General features: G+C 68.7%; 23 protein-coding genes. 14 read left to right on the top strand and 9 right to left on the bottom strand.

Annotated elements, in window-relative coordinates; translation table 11 throughout:
* Positions 1–21 precede the first annotated feature (21 nt).
* A complete protein-coding gene (locus ACWEIJ_RS31615) occupies positions 22–576 on the bottom strand; it encodes a helix-turn-helix domain-containing protein (RefSeq protein ID WP_449840900.1) in 555 nt (184 codons plus the stop codon).
* Between the two features lie 57 nt (positions 577–633).
* On the opposite strand from ACWEIJ_RS31615, the gene ACWEIJ_RS31610 reads away from it, so the two are divergent.
* The 3 genes from ACWEIJ_RS31610 (at position 634) to ACWEIJ_RS31600 (ending at position 4,075) form a co-directional block, all read left to right on the top strand.
* A complete protein-coding gene (locus ACWEIJ_RS31610) occupies positions 634–1,332 on the top strand; it encodes an AzlC family ABC transporter permease (protein ID WP_449840899.1) in 699 nt (232 codons plus the stop codon).
* On the top strand, positions 1,311–1,619 hold the full coding sequence (locus ACWEIJ_RS31605; protein ID WP_449840898.1) for an AzlD domain-containing protein: 309 nt from the start codon (positions 1,311–1,313) through the stop codon (positions 1,617–1,619). Before ACWEIJ_RS31610 ends, ACWEIJ_RS31605 begins: the two co-directional genes overlap by 22 nt.
* Positions 1,620–1,693: 74 nt before the next feature.
* Complete coding sequence (locus ACWEIJ_RS31600; RefSeq protein ID WP_449840897.1) at positions 1,694–4,075, top strand: BREX system ATP-binding domain-containing protein; 2,382 nt, start codon at positions 1,694–1,696, stop codon at positions 4,073–4,075.
* Here the strand turns inward: ACWEIJ_RS31600 and ACWEIJ_RS31595 are convergent.
* Positions 4,072–4,512, bottom strand: coding sequence for an Lrp/AsnC family transcriptional regulator (locus tag ACWEIJ_RS31595; RefSeq protein WP_355447185.1), 441 nt, complete (start codon positions 4,510–4,512; stop codon positions 4,072–4,074). The genes ACWEIJ_RS31600 and ACWEIJ_RS31595 overlap by 4 nt on opposite strands.
* A gap of 74 nt (positions 4,513–4,586) precedes the next feature.
* Here ACWEIJ_RS31595 and ACWEIJ_RS31590 point away from each other — a divergent pair, with 74 nt between their 5' ends.
* The 3 genes from ACWEIJ_RS31590 to ACWEIJ_RS31580 all read left to right on the top strand — a co-directional run bounded on the left by ACWEIJ_RS31590 (position 4,587) and on the right by ACWEIJ_RS31580 (position 7,673).
* A complete protein-coding gene (locus ACWEIJ_RS31590; RefSeq protein ID WP_449840896.1) occupies positions 4,587–5,774 on the top strand; it encodes a trans-sulfuration enzyme family protein in 1,188 nt (395 codons plus the stop codon).
* Between the two features lie 137 nt (positions 5,775–5,911).
* The gene (locus ACWEIJ_RS31585; RefSeq protein WP_449841001.1) at positions 5,912–7,255 is read left to right on the top strand and encodes an amino acid permease; all 1,344 of its coding nucleotides are present in this window, start codon (positions 5,912–5,914) and stop codon (positions 7,253–7,255) included.
* Between the two features lie 121 nt (positions 7,256–7,376).
* Complete coding sequence (locus ACWEIJ_RS31580) at positions 7,377–7,673, top strand: hypothetical protein (RefSeq protein ID WP_449840895.1); 297 nt, start codon at positions 7,377–7,379, stop codon at positions 7,671–7,673.
* A 63-nt stretch (positions 7,674–7,736) separates the two neighbouring features.
* On the opposite strand, the gene ACWEIJ_RS31575 is transcribed toward ACWEIJ_RS31580, so the two are convergent.
* Positions 7,737–8,186, bottom strand: coding sequence for a winged helix-turn-helix transcriptional regulator (locus ACWEIJ_RS31575; RefSeq protein ID WP_449840894.1), 450 nt, complete (start codon positions 8,184–8,186; stop codon positions 7,737–7,739).
* A gap of 84 nt (positions 8,187–8,270) precedes the next feature.
* On the opposite strand from ACWEIJ_RS31575, the gene ACWEIJ_RS31570 reads away from it, so the two are divergent.
* Positions 8,271–8,864, top strand: coding sequence for a dihydrofolate reductase family protein (locus ACWEIJ_RS31570; protein ID WP_449840893.1), 594 nt, complete (start codon positions 8,271–8,273; stop codon positions 8,862–8,864).
* On the top strand, positions 8,861–9,238 hold the full coding sequence (locus tag ACWEIJ_RS31565; RefSeq protein ID WP_449840892.1) for a PPOX class F420-dependent oxidoreductase: 378 nt from the start codon (positions 8,861–8,863) through the stop codon (positions 9,236–9,238). Before ACWEIJ_RS31570 ends, ACWEIJ_RS31565 begins: the two co-directional genes overlap by 4 nt.
* Positions 9,239–9,295: 57 nt before the next feature.
* Here the strand turns inward: ACWEIJ_RS31565 and ACWEIJ_RS31560 are convergent, their stop codons facing one another.
* Positions 9,296–10,291 carry a Rieske 2Fe-2S domain-containing protein gene (locus ACWEIJ_RS31560; protein ID WP_449840891.1) on the bottom strand — a complete coding sequence of 332 codons (996 nt, stop codon included), beginning with the start codon at positions 10,289–10,291 and terminating at the stop codon, positions 9,296–9,298.
* A gap of 134 nt (positions 10,292–10,425) precedes the next feature.
* Here ACWEIJ_RS31560 and pdxT point away from each other — a divergent pair, with 134 nt between their 5' ends.
* Both pdxT and ACWEIJ_RS31550 read left to right on the top strand, forming a co-directional pair.
* Positions 10,426–11,058 carry a pyridoxal 5'-phosphate synthase glutaminase subunit PdxT gene (gene pdxT, locus ACWEIJ_RS31555; protein ID WP_449840890.1) on the top strand — a complete coding sequence of 211 codons (633 nt, stop codon included), beginning with the start codon at positions 10,426–10,428 and terminating at the stop codon, positions 11,056–11,058.
* Complete coding sequence (locus ACWEIJ_RS31550) at positions 11,055–11,804, top strand: YebC/PmpR family DNA-binding transcriptional regulator (RefSeq protein WP_449840889.1); 750 nt, start codon at positions 11,055–11,057, stop codon at positions 11,802–11,804. The genes pdxT and ACWEIJ_RS31550 overlap by 4 nt, the downstream gene beginning before the upstream one ends.
* 54 nt (positions 11,805–11,858) lie before the next feature.
* Here ACWEIJ_RS31550 and ACWEIJ_RS31545 read toward each other — a convergent pair whose 3' ends face one another.
* Both ACWEIJ_RS31545 and ACWEIJ_RS31540 read right to left on the bottom strand, forming a co-directional pair.
* The gene (locus ACWEIJ_RS31545; protein ID WP_449840888.1) at positions 11,859–12,017 is read right to left on the bottom strand and encodes a DUF397 domain-containing protein; all 159 of its coding nucleotides are present in this window, start codon (positions 12,015–12,017) and stop codon (positions 11,859–11,861) included.
* The gene (locus ACWEIJ_RS31540) at positions 12,017–12,853 is read right to left on the bottom strand and encodes a helix-turn-helix domain-containing protein (protein WP_449840887.1); all 837 of its coding nucleotides are present in this window, start codon (positions 12,851–12,853) and stop codon (positions 12,017–12,019) included. The genes ACWEIJ_RS31545 and ACWEIJ_RS31540 overlap by 1 nt, the downstream gene beginning before the upstream one ends.
* Positions 12,854–12,966: 113 nt before the next feature.
* On the opposite strand from ACWEIJ_RS31540, the gene ACWEIJ_RS31535 reads away from it, so the two are divergent.
* Positions 12,967–13,467 carry a DUF4262 domain-containing protein gene (locus tag ACWEIJ_RS31535; protein ID WP_449840886.1) on the top strand — a complete coding sequence of 167 codons (501 nt, stop codon included), beginning with the start codon at positions 12,967–12,969 and terminating at the stop codon, positions 13,465–13,467.
* The gene (locus tag ACWEIJ_RS31530; RefSeq protein WP_449840885.1) at positions 13,464–13,925 is read left to right on the top strand and encodes a GNAT family N-acetyltransferase; all 462 of its coding nucleotides are present in this window, start codon (positions 13,464–13,466) and stop codon (positions 13,923–13,925) included. Before ACWEIJ_RS31535 ends, ACWEIJ_RS31530 begins: the two co-directional genes overlap by 4 nt.
* Before the next feature lie 331 nt (positions 13,926–14,256).
* Here the strand turns inward: ACWEIJ_RS31530 and ACWEIJ_RS31525 are convergent, their stop codons facing one another.
* Positions 14,257–14,919 carry a glycoside hydrolase family 75 protein gene (locus ACWEIJ_RS31525; RefSeq protein ID WP_449840884.1) on the bottom strand — a complete coding sequence of 221 codons (663 nt, stop codon included), beginning with the start codon at positions 14,917–14,919 and terminating at the stop codon, positions 14,257–14,259.
* A gap of 85 nt (positions 14,920–15,004) precedes the next feature.
* The gene (locus ACWEIJ_RS31520; RefSeq protein ID WP_449840883.1) at positions 15,005–15,568 is read right to left on the bottom strand and encodes a TIGR03086 family metal-binding protein; all 564 of its coding nucleotides are present in this window, start codon (positions 15,566–15,568) and stop codon (positions 15,005–15,007) included.
* Between the two features lie 149 nt (positions 15,569–15,717).
* Between ACWEIJ_RS31520 and ACWEIJ_RS31515 the strand changes: the two genes are divergently transcribed.
* Positions 15,718–17,187, top strand: coding sequence for a peptide MFS transporter (locus ACWEIJ_RS31515; protein ID WP_449840882.1), 1,470 nt, complete (start codon positions 15,718–15,720; stop codon positions 17,185–17,187).
* A gap of 96 nt (positions 17,188–17,283) precedes the next feature.
* Positions 17,284–17,625 carry a hypothetical protein gene (locus ACWEIJ_RS31510; protein ID WP_449840881.1) on the top strand — a complete coding sequence of 114 codons (342 nt, stop codon included), beginning with the start codon at positions 17,284–17,286 and terminating at the stop codon, positions 17,623–17,625.
* A 178-nt stretch (positions 17,626–17,803) separates the two neighbouring features.
* Here ACWEIJ_RS31510 and ACWEIJ_RS31505 read toward each other — a convergent pair whose 3' ends face one another.
* Positions 17,804–19,084 (bottom strand): cytochrome P450, encoded by a 1,281-nt coding sequence (locus tag ACWEIJ_RS31505; RefSeq protein WP_449840880.1) that lies wholly within the window; start codon positions 19,082–19,084, stop codon positions 17,804–17,806.
* Positions 19,085–19,100: the final 16 nt, after the last annotated feature.

The following is a 19,100-nucleotide window of genomic DNA, read 5'->3' as shown; positions in this document are numbered from 1 at the left end:
GTTGAGTGGGGAGAAAAGGCGTCACACCGTGTGCTCCGAGACCAGCACCGCGGTCGTTCCCGGTTCCAGCGCCTTGCAGATGTGCGGCAGGTCGCCGGGATAGACGATGTAGTCACCCGGCCCGAGCTCGACCGGGTCGTCGGCGAGTCCCGCCAGGCAGCGCCCAGACGCCACGATCATGTGCTCGACGCTGCCGGGCATGTGCGGATCCGATTCGCGGGCGCCGCCCGGTTCCATGGTCATCCAGTAGATGTCGTGCTTGGTGCCCGGACGGCACGCGGCCAGCAGCGTGGCGGTGTAGTGCGCGCGCTCGGAGTAGATGACCGGGCCTTCGCCGGCGCGGATCACCTGGACGCGCGGCACGGCGGGCTCGACGAGGCTGCCGAACGGCACGCCCAGCGCCACCCCGAGTGCCCACAGGGTCTCCACGCTGGGGTTTCCGGTGCCCGACTCCAGCTGGGAGAGCGTCGACTTCGCGATTCCGGCCTTCTTCGCCAGCTCGGACAGCGAGAGGCCGGTGCGCTCGCGCTCACGCCGGAGGTTGGCCGCGATGAGTTCGAGTGGTGCGTTCGACACAGAAGTCCATCCGTTCGTCTTGACGAACACCCGTTCAGGTGTTCATCGTAGTGGGTGATGCGTTCGATATGGCGAACCCTTGATGCTGTGCTCCTGCGTGACGTGGCCGCAGTGGCACTCGGTGCCGCGGTGACCGGTGCCTCCTTCGGCGCGATCGCGGTCGGCTCCGGCCTGCCGTGGTGGCTGCCGGTGCTGATGTCGCTGCTGATCTTCGCGGGCGGCTCGCAGTTCATGGCGGTGGGCATCGTCGCCGCCGGTGGCAGCCCTGCCGCCGCGGTGCTGGCCGGTCTCGTGCTCAACGCCCGGCACCTGCCGTTCGGTCTGGCGGTCGGCGACGTGCTGGGCAAGAGCCCCTTGGCCCGCGTCGTCGGCAGCCACCTGCTCATCGACGAGTCGACGGCCTTCGCGATGTCGCAGAAGGACCCCGCGAGAGCGCGTGCGGCCTATTGGGCGTGCGGCGTGTCGTTGTTCTTCTGCTGGAACATCGCCGTGCTCGTGGGCGCGCTCGCGGGCCAGGTCATCGGCGACACGGCGGCGTTCGGGCTGGACGCGGCGTTCCCGGCGGCGATGCTGGCGCTCACCCTGCCCGCGTTGAAGGACGCGGCCACGCGCAACGCGGCCCTGGTCGGCGCCGTGATAGCGCTCGCGACCACGCCGTTCCTGCCCGCGGGCGTGCCCGTGCTGCTGGCGCTGGCCGGACTGTTCGCGTTCCGCACCACGAAGAAGGAGGAGTCGTGCCCGTCGCCGCAGTCCTGATCCTCGCCGCAGGCACGTTCGCGATCCGGTTCGCCGGGCCTTTGCTGCGCGACCGCGTGACGCTGCCTGCGAAGGTCAACGAGCTGATGACGGCATCGGCGACCGTGTTGCTGTTCGCGCTGGTCGCGGTCACGGCGTTGACCAGTGGGAAGCACTTCGGGGGCTGGGCGCTCGCTACGGGTGTGTTGGTGGGCGGGCTGGCGGCGTGGCGGAAGGCGCCGTTCGTCGCGGTGATCGTGCTGGCCGCGGCCACGACGGCCGGGTTGAGGCTCGCCGGGGTGGCGTGATGCCCTCCACCAGGCGTGCGATGTCTCCGCGATAGGCGCCCGATGGGCGACAGGCCTCAGATGGACCCATGGGCGTGAAACCTGGACTGGTCGGGCGGGACCGGGAGACGACTCAGCTGGCCGAGGCGCTGACCGCGGCGGCAGGCGGTGACGGGCACCTCCTGGTGGCCACCGGCGGGCTGGGAGCAGGCAAGACGGCGCTGCTCACCACCGCGCGGGAGCTGGCCGCGCAACGCGGGTTCACGGTGTTGGCCGCGCGGGGCAGCTATCTCGAACGGGAGCTGCCGTTCGGGCTGGTCAGCCGGTTGTTCGTGTGCGTGCGGCCCGGCGAGGAGGCACGGCACCTGCCGCGCATCGCCGCCGCGCTGGGGCAGTCCGACGCACTCGCCGAACCTGGGCCCGTGACGTTGCCCGAGCTGCACGTTCTGCACCGCGCCCTCGCGCGCATGGCCGCCGAACGGCCCGTGGCCATCGTTGTCGACGACGCGCAGTGGGCCGACCAGCCCTCGTTGCAGTGGCTGAGCACCCTCCCGCACCGCATCGAGCACCTGCCGGTGTTCGCGCTGGCCGGCATCGGCGCGGGCGAGGTGTGCGCCGGGCCGCAGACGCTGGAGGAGCTGCTCGCCGCGAGCACCGGTGAGATCCGGCTGGACGAGCTGTCGGGTGACGGCGTGCGGGCGCTGGTCGAGCAGGAGCTGGGGCAGGCGGTCGGCGAGGAGTTCGTGGCGTTCTGCCGCGCGCAGGCGGGCGGCAACCCGTTGCTGCTGCTCAACCTGATCCGGGCGTACCCCGGTGAGACCGCGCCCGCACTGCTGCCGACCGTCAACGTCCGGCTGCGCCGCCTCGCCCCGCACGCGCCCGATGCCCTGCACGCGCTGGCGGTGCTGGGTGGCGAGGTCACGTTGCCGCGCGTCGCCGAACTGATCGGCATCGAACCGTGCGAGCTCGCCGGCACGATCGCCGCGTTGCACCGCATGGGGCTGCTGTCGGCTGACGGCGAGTTGGTGCATCCGTTGGTGCGAAACACCCTTCGCGAGGAACTGACCATCACCGAACGTCAGGACCTGCACTCCGCCGCGGCTCGCCTGCTGGTCGAGACCGGCGCCTCGGCGGAGGCGGTGGCCGAGCACCTGGTCGAGACCCGGCCGCTGGACGAGGAGTGGGCGACCGAGGTGCTGGTGTCGGCCGCCAGACGGGCCCGCGCTCGCAACCGGGTCGCCGACGCCGTCCGCTACCTGCGCCGGGCCATGACCGAGCCGGGATCCGGTGCGCTGCTGGCGGAACTGGGCGAGGCGGAGTCCTATGTGGACGTCCCGGCGGCTGTGGACCACCTGGGCGAGGCCGATCCGGCGCACCCCGCGCTGCCCGGCCTGCTGGCGTTGCTGGGGGAGGAACCGGAGTTCGAGCCGGACGAGGCCGGCGACCCGGACGTCGTGCCCGCGACGCCGGCGGAGTTCGACCCGTACCTGCGGGCGATCGGTTTCCTGAGGATGCGTGGCGAACTGACGGCCGCCTACGCGCGTGCTGACCGTGCGTTGACCATCGCGCGGAGGTGGCAGCACCGGCCGTGCGTGGCGGCGGCGCTCACGGCACGTTCGGCGTGCCTGCGGGACCTCGGACGGCTGGCGGGCGCCGAGTCGGATGCCCGCGAGGCGCTCGCCACCCTCGAAAGCTGTGGGGCGGCACGGTGGTCGACGCCGGTCTTCGCCGCGCTGACCGGGCTCGCGCTGACGTTGCTGGACATGGGCGAGGCCGAGGTGGCGGCGCAGGTGTTCGAGGTCGTGCCGGGCGAGGTGCCCGACCTGTTCGGGGCACCGGCGCTGCTGGCCGCGCGCGGACGGGTGCGGATCGCGGCCGAGCGGCGCAAGGACGGCGTGCGGGACCTGCTCGACTGCGGCGAACGGCTGCGAGCGCGCGGTTGCGACAGCACGTCGTGGCGGTTGCCCCTCGGAGGAGACCACCTCGCCGCTGAGGAACGGCTCGCGCGCGCGTGCGGCGCGGTGTTGCCGTTGGCCGCGGTGTTGCGCGAACAGGGCATCGGCAAAGGCGTCGAAGGCATTGCGCTGCTTGAGGAATCGGTCGAACTCCTCGCCAAGACCGGTGCCCTGCTGGAACGGGCGCGCAGCCACTTCGCGCTCGGCCGGGCACTGCACCTGGCCGGACGGGTCAAGCCCGCCCGCGCCGAGCTGAGGATCGCCGTGGACCTCGCCGACGACTGCGGAGTCGAGGACCTCGCCGAGGAGATCCGCCAGGAGCTGGCCGCCGGACCGGCCGGGCTCACCGAGTCCGAACGACGGGTCGCCGCGCTGGCCGCCGAGGGCAAGATGAACCGGGAGATCGCCGCCGCGCTGTTCGTGCAACTGCGCACCGTCGAGATCCACCTGACCAAGGTTTATCGCAAACTCGGCATTGACGGACGTGATCAGCTCGCCCCCGCATTGCGGCTCGCCAGTTAGTGCTTGCGCACGTGCGAAAAGAGCAGATTGGTGTGAACCTCTGTCACCTCTCGCCGGCTGGTGAATTTGTCGAGCACGAGCCGTTGCAGGTGTCCGACGTCCGATACCGCGACATGCACCAGGAAATCTTCCGGACCGGTCACGTGGGAAAGCGCAAGAGTTTCGGGCAACGACAGCACGTAAGCCATGAACGGGTCGACGATCTCCTTCGTGTGCGGACGGATCTTCAACGCGAGCATCGCCTGCACCGGCCGGCCGAGCGCGCTCAGGTCGACCTCGGCGTGGTAGCCGGTGATCACCCCGCGCTCCCGCAACGCCCGGTGCCGCACCACGGCGGTCGACTGCGCGACGTTCACGCGTTCGGCCAGGTCCTTGTTCTGCAGCCGCGCATCCTTCCGCAGCTCCCGCACGATCGCCTCGTCGATCGAATCCAGCACGGTGAATCTCCGTTCTGTCGAATCCATTGCGGTTGAGCACCCGTTCCGACGAGGAAGTCTCCACCATTCCGGCCATGACGCGCATCGAGACCATCGCAGTGCACGGCGGCCGCGACGACCTCGCCGAGCTGGGCGTGCACGCACCTCCCATCGACCTGTCCACCACCTACCCCGTGCCCGACCAGGCGCTCGGCGGGGCCGCACTGGGTGAGTGGGCCACGGGCGCGGCGCACGCGTCGTCGCCCGTGTACGCACGGCTGCACAACCCGACGGTCGCCCGGTTCGAGCAGGCCCTCGCGGGGCTTGAGCACACCGAGGCCGCGGTCGCGTTCGGCAGCGGCATGGCCGCGGTCACCGCGGTGATCCAGGCGGCGTGCGTGATGGCCGGAAAGCCGCACGTCGTGGCCGTGCGGCCGCTCTACGGCGGCACCGACCACCTGCTGTCGTCCGGTCTGCTGGGCGTCTCCACCACCTACGTTGAAGCGGGTCTGGTGTCCTCCGCGATCCGGCCGGACACCGGGCTCGTCGTCGTCGAGACGCCGGCCAACCCGAACCTCGACCAGGTCGACATCGACCACGTCGTGCGGCAGGCTGGGGCGGTGCCGGTCATGGTCGACAACACCTTCGCCACGCCGATCCTGCAGAACCCGGCCCTGCACGGCGCCTCGTACGTCCTGCACTCCGGCACCAAGTACCTCGGCGGGCACGGCGACGTGCTCGGCGGTGTGGTGGCCTGCTCCGAGGACCGCGCGGCGGCGTTGCGGCAGGTCAGGATCATCACCGGCGCCGTGCTGCACCCGTTGGGCGGCTACCTGCTGCACCGCGGGCTGGCGACGCTGCCGTTGCGGATCGAGGCGGCTTCGCGCAGTGCCGCCGTGCTGGCCGTGCGGCTCGCCGAGCACGACGCCGTGGAGTTCGTGCGCTACCCGTCCGCGTCGGTGCAGCTGCGGGGGACCGGCGCGATGATCGCGTTCGGCGTGCACGGCGACCCGACCGCGATCGTGCGGCGGCTCCGGCTGGTCACGCCCGCGGTCTCGCTGGGCTCGGTCGACACCCTGATCGAGCACCCGTGGGCGCTCACCCATCGGCTGGTACCCGGCGAAGAACTGCGCGCATCGGGCGTTCCCGAGAATTTGCTGCGCATTTCAGTTGGACTTGAGCACGTCGACGACATTTGGGAGGACCTGAACGCCGCCCTGTGTGATGTCCCTTACGTTAAGCCTTCCCCAACTGATTACTTGGTGATGACCGCCACTCACTAAGGTCCCCGGCAACAGCGCGTCGGGGCGCGGGAGGTTCCGACGCGAGCATTTTTCCGTTTCGGAAGGAACCCCTCGTGAGTTCTCTGGAAACTGATGCGGACGGCTACACCAAGGCGCTGAGCAAGCGTCAGGTGCAGATGATCGCGATCGGTGGCGCGATCGGCGTCGGCCTCTTCCTGGGTGCGGGCGGACGCCTCGCCACCGCGGGGCCGTCGCTGATCCTGTCCTACGCGGTGTGCGGCCTCGCGGCGTTCTTCGTCATGCGCGCGCTGGGCGAGCTCGTGCTGCACCGCCCGGTGGCCGGCAGCTTCGTGGAGTACGCCCGCGAGTTCATCGGCCCGTGGGCGGGTTTCACGTCCGGCTGGATGTACTGGGTCAACTGGGCGATGACCGGCATCGCCGAGATCACCGCCGTCGCGATCTACATGCACAAGTGGTTTCCCCACGCGCCGCAGTGGATCACCGCGCTGGTGGCCCTGGTCGTGCTCGTGTCGATCAACATGCTGTCCGTGAAGCTGTTCGGTGAGCTGGAGTTCTGGTTCTCCGTCATCAAGGTCACGGCCATCATCGTGTTCCTGGTGACCGGCATCGGCCTGGTGATCGGCGCCGCGGACATCGGCGGCACCACGGCGTCGGTGTCGAACACCCTCGGCCACGGCGGCCTGTTCCCGCACGGCTTCGGCGTCGCCCTGATGACCCTGCAGGCCGTCGTCTTCGCCTACTCGGCCATCGAGCTCGTCGGCATCGCGGCGGGCGAGACCAAGGACCCCGAGAAGATCATGCCGCGCGCCATCAACGGCGTGGTGTACCGGATCGCGATCTTCTACGTCGGTTCCGTGCTGCTGCTGACGATGCTGCTGCCGTGGGACCACTTCACCGGCACCGAGTCGCCGTTCGTGACCGTGTTCTCCGCACTGGGCATCCCGGCCGTCGGCGACATCATGAACGCCGTCGTGCTGACGGCCGCGCTGTCGTCGTGCAACTCGGGCCTGTACTCCACCGGCCGCATCCTGCGGTCGCTGGCGCAGAAGGGCGAGGCGCCGGCGTTCACCGGCAAGATGAACTCCCGGCACGTGCCGTACGGCGGCATCCTCTTCACCGGTGCCGCGTACCTGTTCGGCGTGGTGCTCAACTACCTGGTGCCCAAGGAGGCGTTCGACATCGCGATCGCCATCGCGTCGTTGGGTGTCGTCTCGACGTGGGCCACGCTCATCATCTGCCAGATGAAGCTGCGCAAGAAGGCGTTGGCGGGCCAGGTGGAGCGGCCGTCGTACCGGATGCCCGGCGCGCCCTACACGTCGTGGGGAACGCTGGTGTTCCTCGCGCTCGTGATCGGGCAGATGGCGTTCGCCGGCACGGCGGAGAAGATCGCGTTCTGGTCGATTCCCGTTCTTGCTCTCGTGCTGTTCCTCGGATGGCGCTTCGTGAAGTCGCGCCGGCCGGTCGGATCCGCGCAGGAGCAGCTCGTCACCGTCGACTGACCGTGGTTCGGTGATGATCGCGAGCCGTCCCCTCACGAAGGGGGCGGCTCGCGGCTTTCGGGTGTCACCCGGCCGGGCGGCCCGGCACGCGCGGAACGACGCGTTGGCGCAGCCTGACCCCATGACAACGAGCCACCTTGAGCACGTCGAGCACTCCCACGTCCACGGCGAGGGTTGTGGGCACGTCGGGGTGCCGCACAGCGATCACGTCGACTACGTGCACGACGGCCACCTGCACCGCGAACACGACGGCCACTTCGACGAGTGCGAACCGTCCGGCCACACCGCACACGATGCGCACGACCACGCGCACGGCGACGGGTGCGGTCACGTGGCGGTCCCTCACGCCGACCACGTCGACTACGTGCACGACGGACACCGGCACGCCGCTCACGACGGCCACTACGACGAGCACTGAACGCCACGCGGGGAGCTTTCGTACTCTCGTGCAGTACGAAAGGTCCCCGCGTGCACTCGGCGGCTAGGCCGAGCCGGGGCCGGCGAGCACGTCGACGTCGGGCGCGTGCATCGGTTTGCCGCAGTGGGCGCAGCTCAGGTCGACGCTGCTGATCTCCCCGCACGCGTGGTGCCGGTAGAGGACCGGCGGCCCCGCCTCGCCCGCGAGCCACCGGTCGCCCCACCCGGCCATGACCATCAGCAGGTCGACCAGCTCGGTGCCCTTGGGCGTCAGCACGTACTCGTAGCGCGGGCGGTTGTCGTAGGGACGGCGTTCGAGGACGCCGTGGTCCACGAGGTGGTTCAGGCGCTCGGTCAGCACCTTGCGGCTGATGCCCAGATCGGCCTGGAGCTGCTCGAACCGGCTCATGCCGACCCACACGTCCCGCAGGATCAACGGTGACCACGGCTCGCCGATGACGTCGAGCGTGCGGGCGATGGAGCACGCCATCTTGCCGAAGTCCGTTCGCTGCATGCCCACGACTTTAGCAATTGGGGTTCCCTGAGGGAACTCACGGCTGCTAGGGTTCCCTCAAGGAACTCAACTGAGGGGAAGCCAATGGGCAAGGTGATCAGCGCTCACTCGGTCTCGGCCGACGGGTACATCACGGGCCGCGAACCCGGTCCCGGCCGCGGGCTCGGCGACGGCGGCATGCTCTTCGACTGGTACTTCGACGGCGACACGCCCAGCCAGGTGTTCGACGGCTTCAAGCTCAGCGAACCCAGCGCGAAGGTCTTCGACTTCCTCGCCGCGCGGGTCGGCGCGGTGGTGGCCGGACGCAACACCTACGAGGACTCCGAGCACTTCGGCGGCGGCAGCCCGCATCCGGGCGCGAGGGTGGTCGTGCTCAGCCACCGCCCGGCGCCGGAGATCACCTCTCGCCAGACCCTGGTGACCACCGGCATCGAGGACGCGATCAAGGCCGCTCTCGAACTGGCCGAGGGCAAGGACGTCGGCCTCATGGGTGGCGGAGTCCTCGCCTCGGCCCTCGAAGCCGGTCTGGTCGACGAGGTGGTCCTGCACCAGGTGCCGATCCTGCTCGGCGGGGGACGCCCGTTCTTCCAGGCGCTGCCGACGCACGTGCGCCTGAACCTCGTCGAGGCCGTCCCCGCGCCCGGCGTCACCCACCTCCGTTACGAGGTCCAGCGATGATCAAGCCCGAAGTCCGCGCCGCGCTCGACACCACCGCGCTCGCCCACCTCGCCACCGTGCTGCCCGACGGCAGCCCGCACTCCGTGCCCGTGTGGGTCGGCACGCACGGCGACCACATCGCGATCATGACCGGCCCGCACAGTCAGAAGGCCCGCAACCTGCGCCGCGACCCGCGGGTCGCGTTCTCCCTGACGCCCGCGGACAACCCGTTCCACCCGGTCGTCGTCCGCGGTCGGGTCGTGGAGTGGCTGGAGGGCGACGCCGCGTGGGAGATCGTCGACCGAATCGCCACCAAGTACATCGGCGGCCCGTATTCGCGGGACGAAGTGCGGGTCGTGCTGCTCATCGAACCGGATCGGCAGAGTGCGGGCTGATGGAGTACGCGGGGAGCTTTCGTACTCTCCGAGCGCACGAAAGGTCCCCGCGTGCGGTCACGAACCGGCGGCGTCGGCGGGGTAGAACTGGGCGTACCAGCGCCGCAGCGCCTTGATGCCGCGTTCGTGCTGCAGCAGCACCGGGCGGGCCTGGTGGATCTTGTGGTCCCAGATGCGGACCTCCTCGCGCACCTCGCCCAGGGCCTGCGTGCGGAAGACGAGCTTGAGCAGCGGCGCGAGGAACGGCAGCCCGGCGGGTTTGCGCACGTGGTAGAGCATCCGCAGCTCGCTCGTGCGGTCGTCGATCGGCGTGGTGAGCGCGATGGCGGTCAGCGAGAGCAGCTTGCCGAACACGCGCACCACCATCACGCCGGGGCCGTACATGAACACGTCGAAGGTGTTGTCCACCTCCCAGGCCAGCACCCGCCGCCCGAACCGGCCGCGGACCTCGGCGAACGGCCCGTCCACCACCAGGTTCTGCACCGGCGGCTCGCTCTGGCCGTGGATGAAGTGGAAGTGCGACTCGTCGACGATGTTCTCGCGCATCTCCTGGATGTGGATGCGCGCGGTCTGCACGTCGTCGATGGGCCGCGCGAACTCGCGGGCGGTGGCCTCCGGGATCTCCGGCACCTCCCAGGCCGGCGCGTCGGGGCCGGTGTGGACGAAGATCAGCCCGCTGTGCTCGCGGACCTCGAACCCGTCGATCGACACCTTCGGCGGCCGGGCCGCGAACGGCGCGTACGTGCAGCGGCCGTCCGCGCCGAACCGCCAGCCGTGGAACGGGCACTCGACCTGCCCGTCCACCACCTTCCCGCCGACGCCGAGGTGGGCGCCGTAGTGCGGGCAGTGGGCGTCGCGCACGGCGGGCCGTCCGTCGGGGCCGCGGAAGGCGATGAGGGCTCGGCCGAAGTAGTGCAGGGGCACGACCTTCCCGCGGGGGAGCTGGACGCTGCGCAGAACCGCGTACCAGCCGTGCGGCACGAACGGCATCGGGTACTCGTCGGCGCGCGGATCGCGGGGCAGGGTGGTCATGTGGTCGTCGATGCTGGACACCCCGCTGAGTTAACGTCGTTAACTCGGCAGGATCGACGTCCGTCGGGACGAAAAACGATCACCGCGCGCTGGGCTGAAACGCCCAGGGACGACCGCTGTCAGGAGTCCCCGGCGCCTGAAATATGCTGGTGGGCATGGTTGTCGCTGCCCCACCCGTCATCGGCGTGCTCGCCCTGCAGGGCGACGTCCAGGAGCACCTGATCTCACTGGCCAAGTGCGACGTCACCGCACGCCCCATCCGCCGTCCCGAGGAGCTCGACGAGCTGGACGGCATCGTGATCCCGGGCGGCGAGTCGACGACCATCAGCAAGCTGCTGGACAACTTCGAGCTGCTCGAACCGCTGCGGGCCAGGATCAAGGCGGGCTTTCCCGCGTACGGGTCGTGCGCGGGCATGATCCTGCTGGCCAACACCGTGCTCGACGGCCGGGAGGACCAGCACCAACTCGGCGGTTTGGACGTCACGGTCCGGCGCAATGCCTTCGGGCGGCAGATCGACTCGTTCGAGACCGACCTCGACCTGGCCGGTGAGACGGTGCACGCCGTGTTCATCCGTGCGCCGTGGGTGGAGGCGGTGAGCGGAGACGTCGAGGTTCTCGCTACGGTGCCCGTTACGGCCGAGGCGGGCGACGCCGCCGGTAGGATCGTCGCGGTCAGGCAGGGCAACGTGCTGGCCACGGCGTTCCACCCGGAGCTCACGGGGGACGAGCGCGTCCACCGCCTGTTCGTGGACATGGTTCGTGGTTTGACTGGTTCGGAGGAGAAATGAGCGGCCACTCCAAGTGGGCGACCACCAAGCACAAGAAGGCCGCCATTGACGCCAAGCGCGGCAAGCTCTTCGCGCGGCTGATCAAGAACATCGAGGTGGCGGCCCGCACCGGTGGTGGGGACCCGGATGGCAACCCGACGCTGTACGACGCGATCCAGAAGGCCCGCAAGAACTCGGTGCCGCTCGACAACATCGAGCGCGCCCGCAAGCGCGGCGGCGGCGAGGAAGCCGGCGGCGCCGACTGGCAGACGATCATGTACGAGGGCTACGGCCCCAACGGTGTCGCGGTGCTCATCGAGTGCCTCACCGACAACCGCAACCGCGCCGCCACCGAGGTCCGCACCGCGATGACCCGCAACGGCGGTTCGATGGCCGACCCCGGCTCGGTGGCGTACATGTTCAGCCGCAAGGGCGTCGTGATCGTGCCGAAGGCGGGCACGACCGAGGACGACGTGATGCTGGCGGTGCTGGAGGCCGGTGCCGAGGAGGTCAACGACCTGGGCGAGGCCTTCGAGGTCGTGTCCGAGGCGGGCGACCTGATCGGAGTGCGCAAGGCGCTGCAGGACGCGGGCATCGACTACGAGTCGGCCGAGTCGAGCTTCCTGCCGTCGGTGTCGGTGCAGCTGGAGGCCGAGGGCGCCAAGAAGATCTTCAAGCTGATCGACGCGCTGGAGGACTGCGACGACGTGCAGAACGTCTTCGCGAACTTCGACGTGTCGGACGAGGTCATGGCCGAGGTCGGCTGAGACCCGCACGCAACGAACGCCGGTCCCGCGGGGCCGGCGTTCGCGTTCTGGAGCTCAACCGCGTCGAGCCAGCTTGAGGAACGCGGTCCAGGCTTCGCGGGAGACCGGCAGGTGGGTGGACGGCGCCTTGCTGTCCCGGATGCCGACGCCGGTACCGATCTCCACGCAGTCCGCGCCGCTACCGCTGTAGCTGCTCTTGCGCCAGACGGTCATCAGAGGCCCTCCAAGATGCTGTCGATCACCGCCCTCGATTCTTCCTCATCCAAAGCAACGGCAGCGAGCTTCTTGAGAGTGGTCTCGTACACCTCGACGGTCTCGACGTCGTCGAGGAAGAGGCAGCGGTTCAGGGTCTCCAGGTAGACGACGGTCGGGTACTTCGGGAACTCCATGACGTAGAAGCCACCCGCCGTGCCCGCGTGCACTCCGGCTGACGCCGGGATGACACGGATGCTGACGTACCTTCGCACCGACACTCTCAACAGATGTGCCAGCTGTTCCCGCCACACCTCGACGCCGCCGACCTGCAGCCGCAGCGCGAACTCGTGCACGTAGAAGATGAACTGGCGGCTGCCGTCGAGGATCTTCGACCGTGCGCTCCTCGCCGCGGCGACGGCGGGTACGTCGTCGGCCTCGATCACCGGAGAGGCTTCGGTGACGACATGGACGTACTCGGGAATCTGAAGTACGCCTGGGACCAGGGTCGGCGACCAAGCGATGATCTTCTTGGCCTTCTTCTCGTGTTCGATGAAGGTGTGGACCTGGTCAGGGACGCCGTCCTGCGGAAACTGAAGCCAGCCCTTCTCCCCGGACTCCAGGAACAGCGCCACCAGGCGGTCGCGTTCTTCTGCGGTCGTGCGGCAGTACGCGAGCAGTGCGATGACTTCTTCTTTGTTCACACCGCCTTTGCCGGCCAACAGGTCGGAGATCTTGGCCTCCTGCCAGCCGAGCAGCTCGGCGAGCTTGCGCTGGGTGAGTCCGGTGCGCTCGATGGCGGCACGGACGCCGTTGCCGAACTCGCGGCCCACCACGCTGGACGATCTCTTGGGCATGGAGGAACGCTAGGAGTCGAACCCGTTCGCACTCCATTGTTTCCGGCCAAATCTGCCTGAAGGTGGGAGCCTTGGAGAAGCTCCAAGCTGTTTCGCTGCGTAGGGTGGATGCCGTGCTTTCCGACGAAGACATCGCATTGCGTGCCCGGCTGCTCTCGGCCGCCGACCGGCACGGCCACACCAACATCGTCGTGAACCCGGACGCCGAGGGCGCGGGCTACGTGTTCTCGGTGGGGGCGTGGCGGCGGTTCGGGGTGGCGGAGGCCGTGGTGATCGGGCTGCCGCAGGGCATGGGCGAGAACCTGATCAACATGTACGTGCAGCGGGCCAGCGGTGGTGAGCGGTTCCTGCCCGGCAAGCTGTACCACGACTTCTTCGAGGGCGTGCCGGTCACGTTCGAGCGGGTTTACAAGGGGTTCTACCCCGAGTTCTTCGGCAGCGCGTACCTGCTCTACGACGGGTCGGAGTTCGCGGCCGTGCAGATCATCGTGCCGACGCCGCAGGGGCAGTGGCCGTGGCAGTCGGACGCGCCGGAGGGATTCCACGACCACCAGATCATCCTCACCGAGAGCGGGCTGCCGGAGAGCTGGACGCCGGGGGTCACCGGGCCATGACCGTCCACATCGGACCGCTGGAACCGGGGCACGCCGGCGAGGTCATGACGATCCAGCGCGCCGCTTATCTCGCCGAGGCGAGGAGGTACGGGGCGTGGGAGCTGCCGCCGCTCGTCGAGACGGTCGAGGAGATCAGGAAGCACGTCGAGTCCGGTATGCCCGCGCTCGGGGCGTGGGACGGGCATCGGCTCGTGGGCAGTGTCAGGGGGAAGGTCGACGGCGCGCGCATGGAGGTCGCACGGCTCGCGGTGGCGCCGGACCAGCAGGGCAGGGGGCTCGGGCGGCGGTTGCTCGAAGCGGTCTGCGCGCTGGCGCCCGGTGAGGTCGTCTGGCTGTTCACGGGCGCGGAGAGCGACGAGAACCTGCGGTTGTACGAGAGCGCCGGGTTCGTGAAGTCCGGCGAGCACTTCGACGCCGTGGGCATCAGGTGCGTCACACTCGAGAAGAAGGTCACCTGACGTTCAGAGGCCGGACACGACGGCCTGGCACGCTTCGGAAGCGGTCCACCCATGACCGACCACCGGTGCGGACGTCGATCACACGTCGGCTGATCCGTCCGGCACCCGCCAGCCCCGGCGCATCCGGCGCCGGGGCTGGCGCGTGTGAGAGACCAAAACGTTGTCCGGAGCTCGTTGTCCAGTCAGCACGCTCCGACACCGGACAACGATCAACCTGTAGAAATGCACTGCGGCCGACCGGTCCGGGGGGATCCGGGCAGTCGCGATCGGGGGAGGAGCGCCCCGCCTCGCAGGAGGCAGAGGGGGATGCGGGGCGGGGCGCTTCAAGCACTCAGTTGTTGTTGAGGAACTGCTGGGCCAGGGCCTCGCCGGTGGACGTGGCCTTCGCGTGGTCCTCGATCGGCGACACCTTCGAGTTCTTGAAGTAGATGTAGTGCACCGGGCCGTCGGTCCCGCCGTTCTTCGGGTCGGGGTTGATGCCCAGGGCCGCCGCGGTGGCGTAGGACGCCTCGCCGATGATGTTCGTCGGGCCCGTGTCACCGACAACGGCGTACTCGACCTTGTTGTTGTAGATGACGGCCACGACGCCACCACCCTGGATGCCGAACTTGCGGTAGTCCCACGTGCCACTGGCCGACGGCACGACCACGTACGGGAGCTTGTCCGCGACCAGCGGCTTGCCCTTCGAGTCGTGGAAGGCGGTGTCGGATTGGAACCACGGGTCGGTGTTCTTGTTGCACTTGCTGGTGACCTGACCGTCGCAGTCGACGTCCAGGTCGGCCTTGTACCAAACGGCACCGTTCTTGCCGCAGACCGGGATGTTCGCGGCGGTTTCGGTGTCGCTGCGGTACTTGCCGCTGGAGATCTGCTGGCACGACGTGAGCTTGGCGAGCAACTGCGAGGCACTCGGACCGGCGGCCTGGGCGGCGGGGGAGGCCAGGACGGAAGCCACGAGCGCGGACACGGCGAAAAGCCCTGGGGCGAGCTTGCGCATTGCCACCTCTTTCGACAGGTAACTTTCCTTACTGAAAGCGGCGGTGGCACTACTTTGCGCAACTTAAGTGACAGGCGTCAAGAGGCTAGGGCTTACGTCCCAACAGTCCTATTAGTCGGGTTTGGTCGTCGGCGTCCAGGGCGACCGGTACCGGTGAGTCGAACGCCGGAGTCTTGCTCCACTCCTCGGCATTCCGCTCCACGTAGGCGAGGACCGTTGAGGCGAGGTCCGGATCGATCCGCTCGTCGGCACCGATGGACCGCGCCAGGTCCCACGCGTGCACGGCCAGATCCGTGGTCATCTGCCAGCAGTACTCCTCGGCGTCGATGGTCCCGAACGACACGCTCACCTGCTTGGTCAACGCCGACGGCTCCAGCCACGCCTCGCGCGCCGCCGCGGCCGCGACCACCCAGGACACCAGCGGGTCGTCGCCCAGGTTGTCGTGGTCGAACCTGTCCCCGACCTGTTTGACCGTGCAGCCCGCGAGCAACTCAGGGGCCCAGAGCTGTTCGTACACCAGGTGTCCGACGAGGTCTCTGACGGACCACTCGCGGCAGGGGGTGCCGAGCACCCACTGGTCGGGGGCGATCTCCCGCACCCGACGGTCGAACTCCGTCATGGCCAGTCCGTGCGCCTGGATCAAGTCCATGTCAGCAGTGCATCAAATCCCGCTCAATCGCGCACCCCGGCACGAGAGTTGGGCCACTTGGACGCAACCTCGATTACTGGCCGTACGAACGTTCGGCGTAGCCTCCACCGAATCCGCCGTGACAGAAGTTGACACGAGAGGACGATGACGTGAGCGCCCCTAGCGCCAGCATCTCCAGCCAGGACAAGGGCTTCTTCGGGCACCCCCGAGGCCTGTCCACGCTGTTCTTCACCGAACTGTGGGAACGGTTCTCGTTCTACGGGATGAAGGCCATCCTCGGCCTCTACCTGTGGACGGCCGTGTCGCACGGCGGTCTCGGCATCGACAAGGCGCTCGCGCTGTCCGTCGTCGCCATCTACGGCACCGCGGTCTACATGTCCGGTGTCGCCGGCGGCTGGCTCGCGGACCGCGTGTTCGGCGGCCAGCGCGCCACGTTCTACGGCGGCATCCTGATCATGTGCGGTCACATCGCACTGGCGCTGCCGATCGGGATCGCGGGCGTGTACCTCGGCCTGGTCTTCATCGTCTTCGGCACCGGCCTGCTCAAGCCGAACATCTCCACCGTCGTCGGCGGCCTGTACGAGAAGCACGACACGCGCCGCGACGCCGGCTTCACCGTCTTCTACATGGCGATCAACATCGGTGGCTTCGTCTCGCCGTTGATCACCGGCGCGCTCGCGGCCGGCATCGGCTTCCACGCGGGCTTCGCGGTCGCGGCGATCGGCATGGCGCTCGGCCTGATCCAGTACCAGCTCGGCCGCAAGCACCTGCGCGGGTCCGCCGCCGTGCCGCCGAACCCGTTGCCCGCGGCCGAGAAGGGGCGCGTCTACGGCCTCATCGGCGGCATCGCGGTCGCGATCGCCGCGCTGGGCGTGGTGTCGTACCTGCTCGGTGGCGTCGAGGGCGTCATCCTGATGATCAGCATCATGTCGATCGTCCTGCCGGTCACGTACTTCACCGTGATGCTGCGCAGCAAGAAGACGCTGCCCGAGGAGAAGCCGCGCGTCATCGCGTACATCCCGTTGTTCATCGCGGCCGCGATGTTCTGGCTGATCTTCGAGCAGAGCGCGTCGGTCATCGCGGAGTTCGCCGACTCGCACGTCGACAACCACGTGTTCGGCTGGGAGTTCCCGGTCGCGTGGTTCCAGTCGATCAACCCGATCATGATCATCGCGCTGGCGCCGGTGTTCGCGCTGCTGTGGGTGAAGCTCGGCGACCGCGCGCCGTCCACGCCGCGCAAGTTCGCGGGCGCGCTCGTGCTGGTCGGTCTGTCGTTCGTGCTCATGTACTTCGCGAGCAACTCGGCGGCCGGCGGCAAGGTGACGCCGCTGTGGCTCGTGGTGATGTTCCTGATCATGACCGCCGGTGAGCTGATGCTGTCGCCGGTCGGCCTGTCGGTCACGACGAAGCTGGCGCCCAGGGCGTTCGCGTCGCAGACGATGAGCCTGTGGTTCCTCGCGACCTCGGCCGGTACCGGTGTGGCGGCGCAGCTCGTGAAGTTCTACACGACGAGCCCGTCGGCCTACTTCCTCACGCTGGGCGGTGCGGCCGTGGTGCTCGGCGCCGCGCTGGCCGCCGGTGCGCCGATGATCCGCAAGCTCATGTCGGGCGTCGAATAGCACGGGAAGTCTTCCTCATTGCTCGCAATTCGTCTGTTTCGTGCCGTTTGCTCCGTAACTTCGGTGGTGGGGATCGGCTGCGAGAAAGGCGAGGAAATGGGTCGGGCAAAGGTGTTCGTCGGGGCTGTCGCGTTGGCGGCCGGTGCGGTGGTGGTGGCCGCCGGGCCGGCCGCCGCCGAGGCCTGCCAGGTCGGTGGCCACACGGCCTGCGTGGCGGTCAGCTACCAGGTGGACTGGGTGAAGAGCATCCGGGTCGACGGGCGGTGCCTGATCGGCTCCTCCGGCAAGTACTCGAGCGTCGAGGTCGTCCGGTTCGGCACGCCGGACGTGCAGACGTACGGCGGCAGCAGGTGTGAGGGCGGCACGCACAACTCGGCGCGGGTCACCTGGGGTTCGGAGGACTCCGAGGGTTACCGGTGGGTGTGGATCAGGGCCTGATCGCCGGCGCGGAGAAGTGGTGACAAGGCGAGAGGGAGGCCCGTCGCGGCGGCGGTGCGGCGGGTCTCCCTCTCTGCTTTCAAGCATGCACTACGGAGAAGTGTCATTGGGGCACGAACATTGCTCCAGCCGGGTGAAGTCGGGCACGTGCCGCGACGGATTTCGCCCCAAGTCAGCTCTAGTTCACCGCCAGTGATCGTTTGGTTTCGTTCGCACGAACCGGAAGTCGCAACGCACCGCGAATCAGCTTCGACCTCCTGCGCGCCACCGGACCGTCCGGCGCGAGGTTCGGGAACCGCTTGAACAACTCGTGCAACGCGAGGGCGCCCTCGATGCGGCTCAGGCCCGCGCCGATGCAGTAGTGGATGCCCGCGCTGAACGAGAGGTGCTCGCGCGCGTTGGACCGCGTCGGGTCGAACTTCAACGGGTCGGAGAAGACCCGCGGATCGCGGTTCGCCGCCGCGAGCATGAGCATCACCGGCATGCCCTTCGGCAGCGAGACACCGGCCAGCTCCAGGCGTTCCTTCGGCCAGCGGATCGTGTACTGCACGGGCGGGTCGAGCCGCAGGACCTCCTCGACGAACCCCTCCGCGTACTCGGGGCTCTGCGCGAGCGGGGCGACGGTGTGCGGGTTCTCGAACGCCTTCAGCACGCCGTTGCCGATCAGGTTGACCGTCGTCTCGAACCCGGCGAACAGCAACAACCCCGTGGTGGCAACGAGATCCTCGCGGGTGAGGTCGGCGTGCTGGGTCACGAGGTGGCTGACGAGGTCGTCCTGCGGGTTGCGGCGGCGCTCGTCCATCAGGACGTCGATGTAGTCGTTGTACTCGATGATGGTGGCGTGCAGGTTCTTCAGCTGCTTGTACGACCACACGCCGTCGAGCGTCTCCGCGAGTGAGCTGCCCCAGCGGGCGAAGATCTCCTTGTCGCTGTCGGGCACGCCGAGCAGGTCCGCGATGACCTGGATCGGCACCTGCGCGGCGAACTCGCTCACGACGTCGAACCGGCCGTCGAGCCGGTCCAGGTAGCCGGTGACGATCTTCTGGATGGACTCGGTGCGGTCCTTCAACGCGCGCGGCGTGAAGAACGGCTGGACGAGCTTGCGCAACCTGGTGTGGTCGGGCGGGTTCATCATCAGGAACGAGTCCTGCACCGGGTTGACGATCTTCTCGCCGTCCTTGACCAGCTTGACCGGCACCAGCGACGCCTCGTCGAACGTCATCGTGATGAACCGGTTGTCGCGCAGCACCGAGTCGCAGATCTCGCGCGACGGCGTGACGTAGGCTCCCATCCTGCTGCGGACCATGTCGCCCTTCGCGCGCACCTTCTCGTACAGGGGGTACGGGTCGCGGTCCGGCGGCGCGACGATCACACCGGCGTACGGGTCACCGAGCAGCGCGTAGCCGCGGACGAGCGTGCGCACCGCGAAGAACTGGGCGGCGGTCTTCAGCGTGGACATGCGTCCACAGTGCGGG

The sequence above is a fragment of the Lentzea sp. NPDC004789 genome (assembly GCF_053601075.1).
The sequence above is the reverse complement of the archived record's forward strand: the minus strand, read 5'-3'. Positions and strand labels throughout refer to the sequence as shown.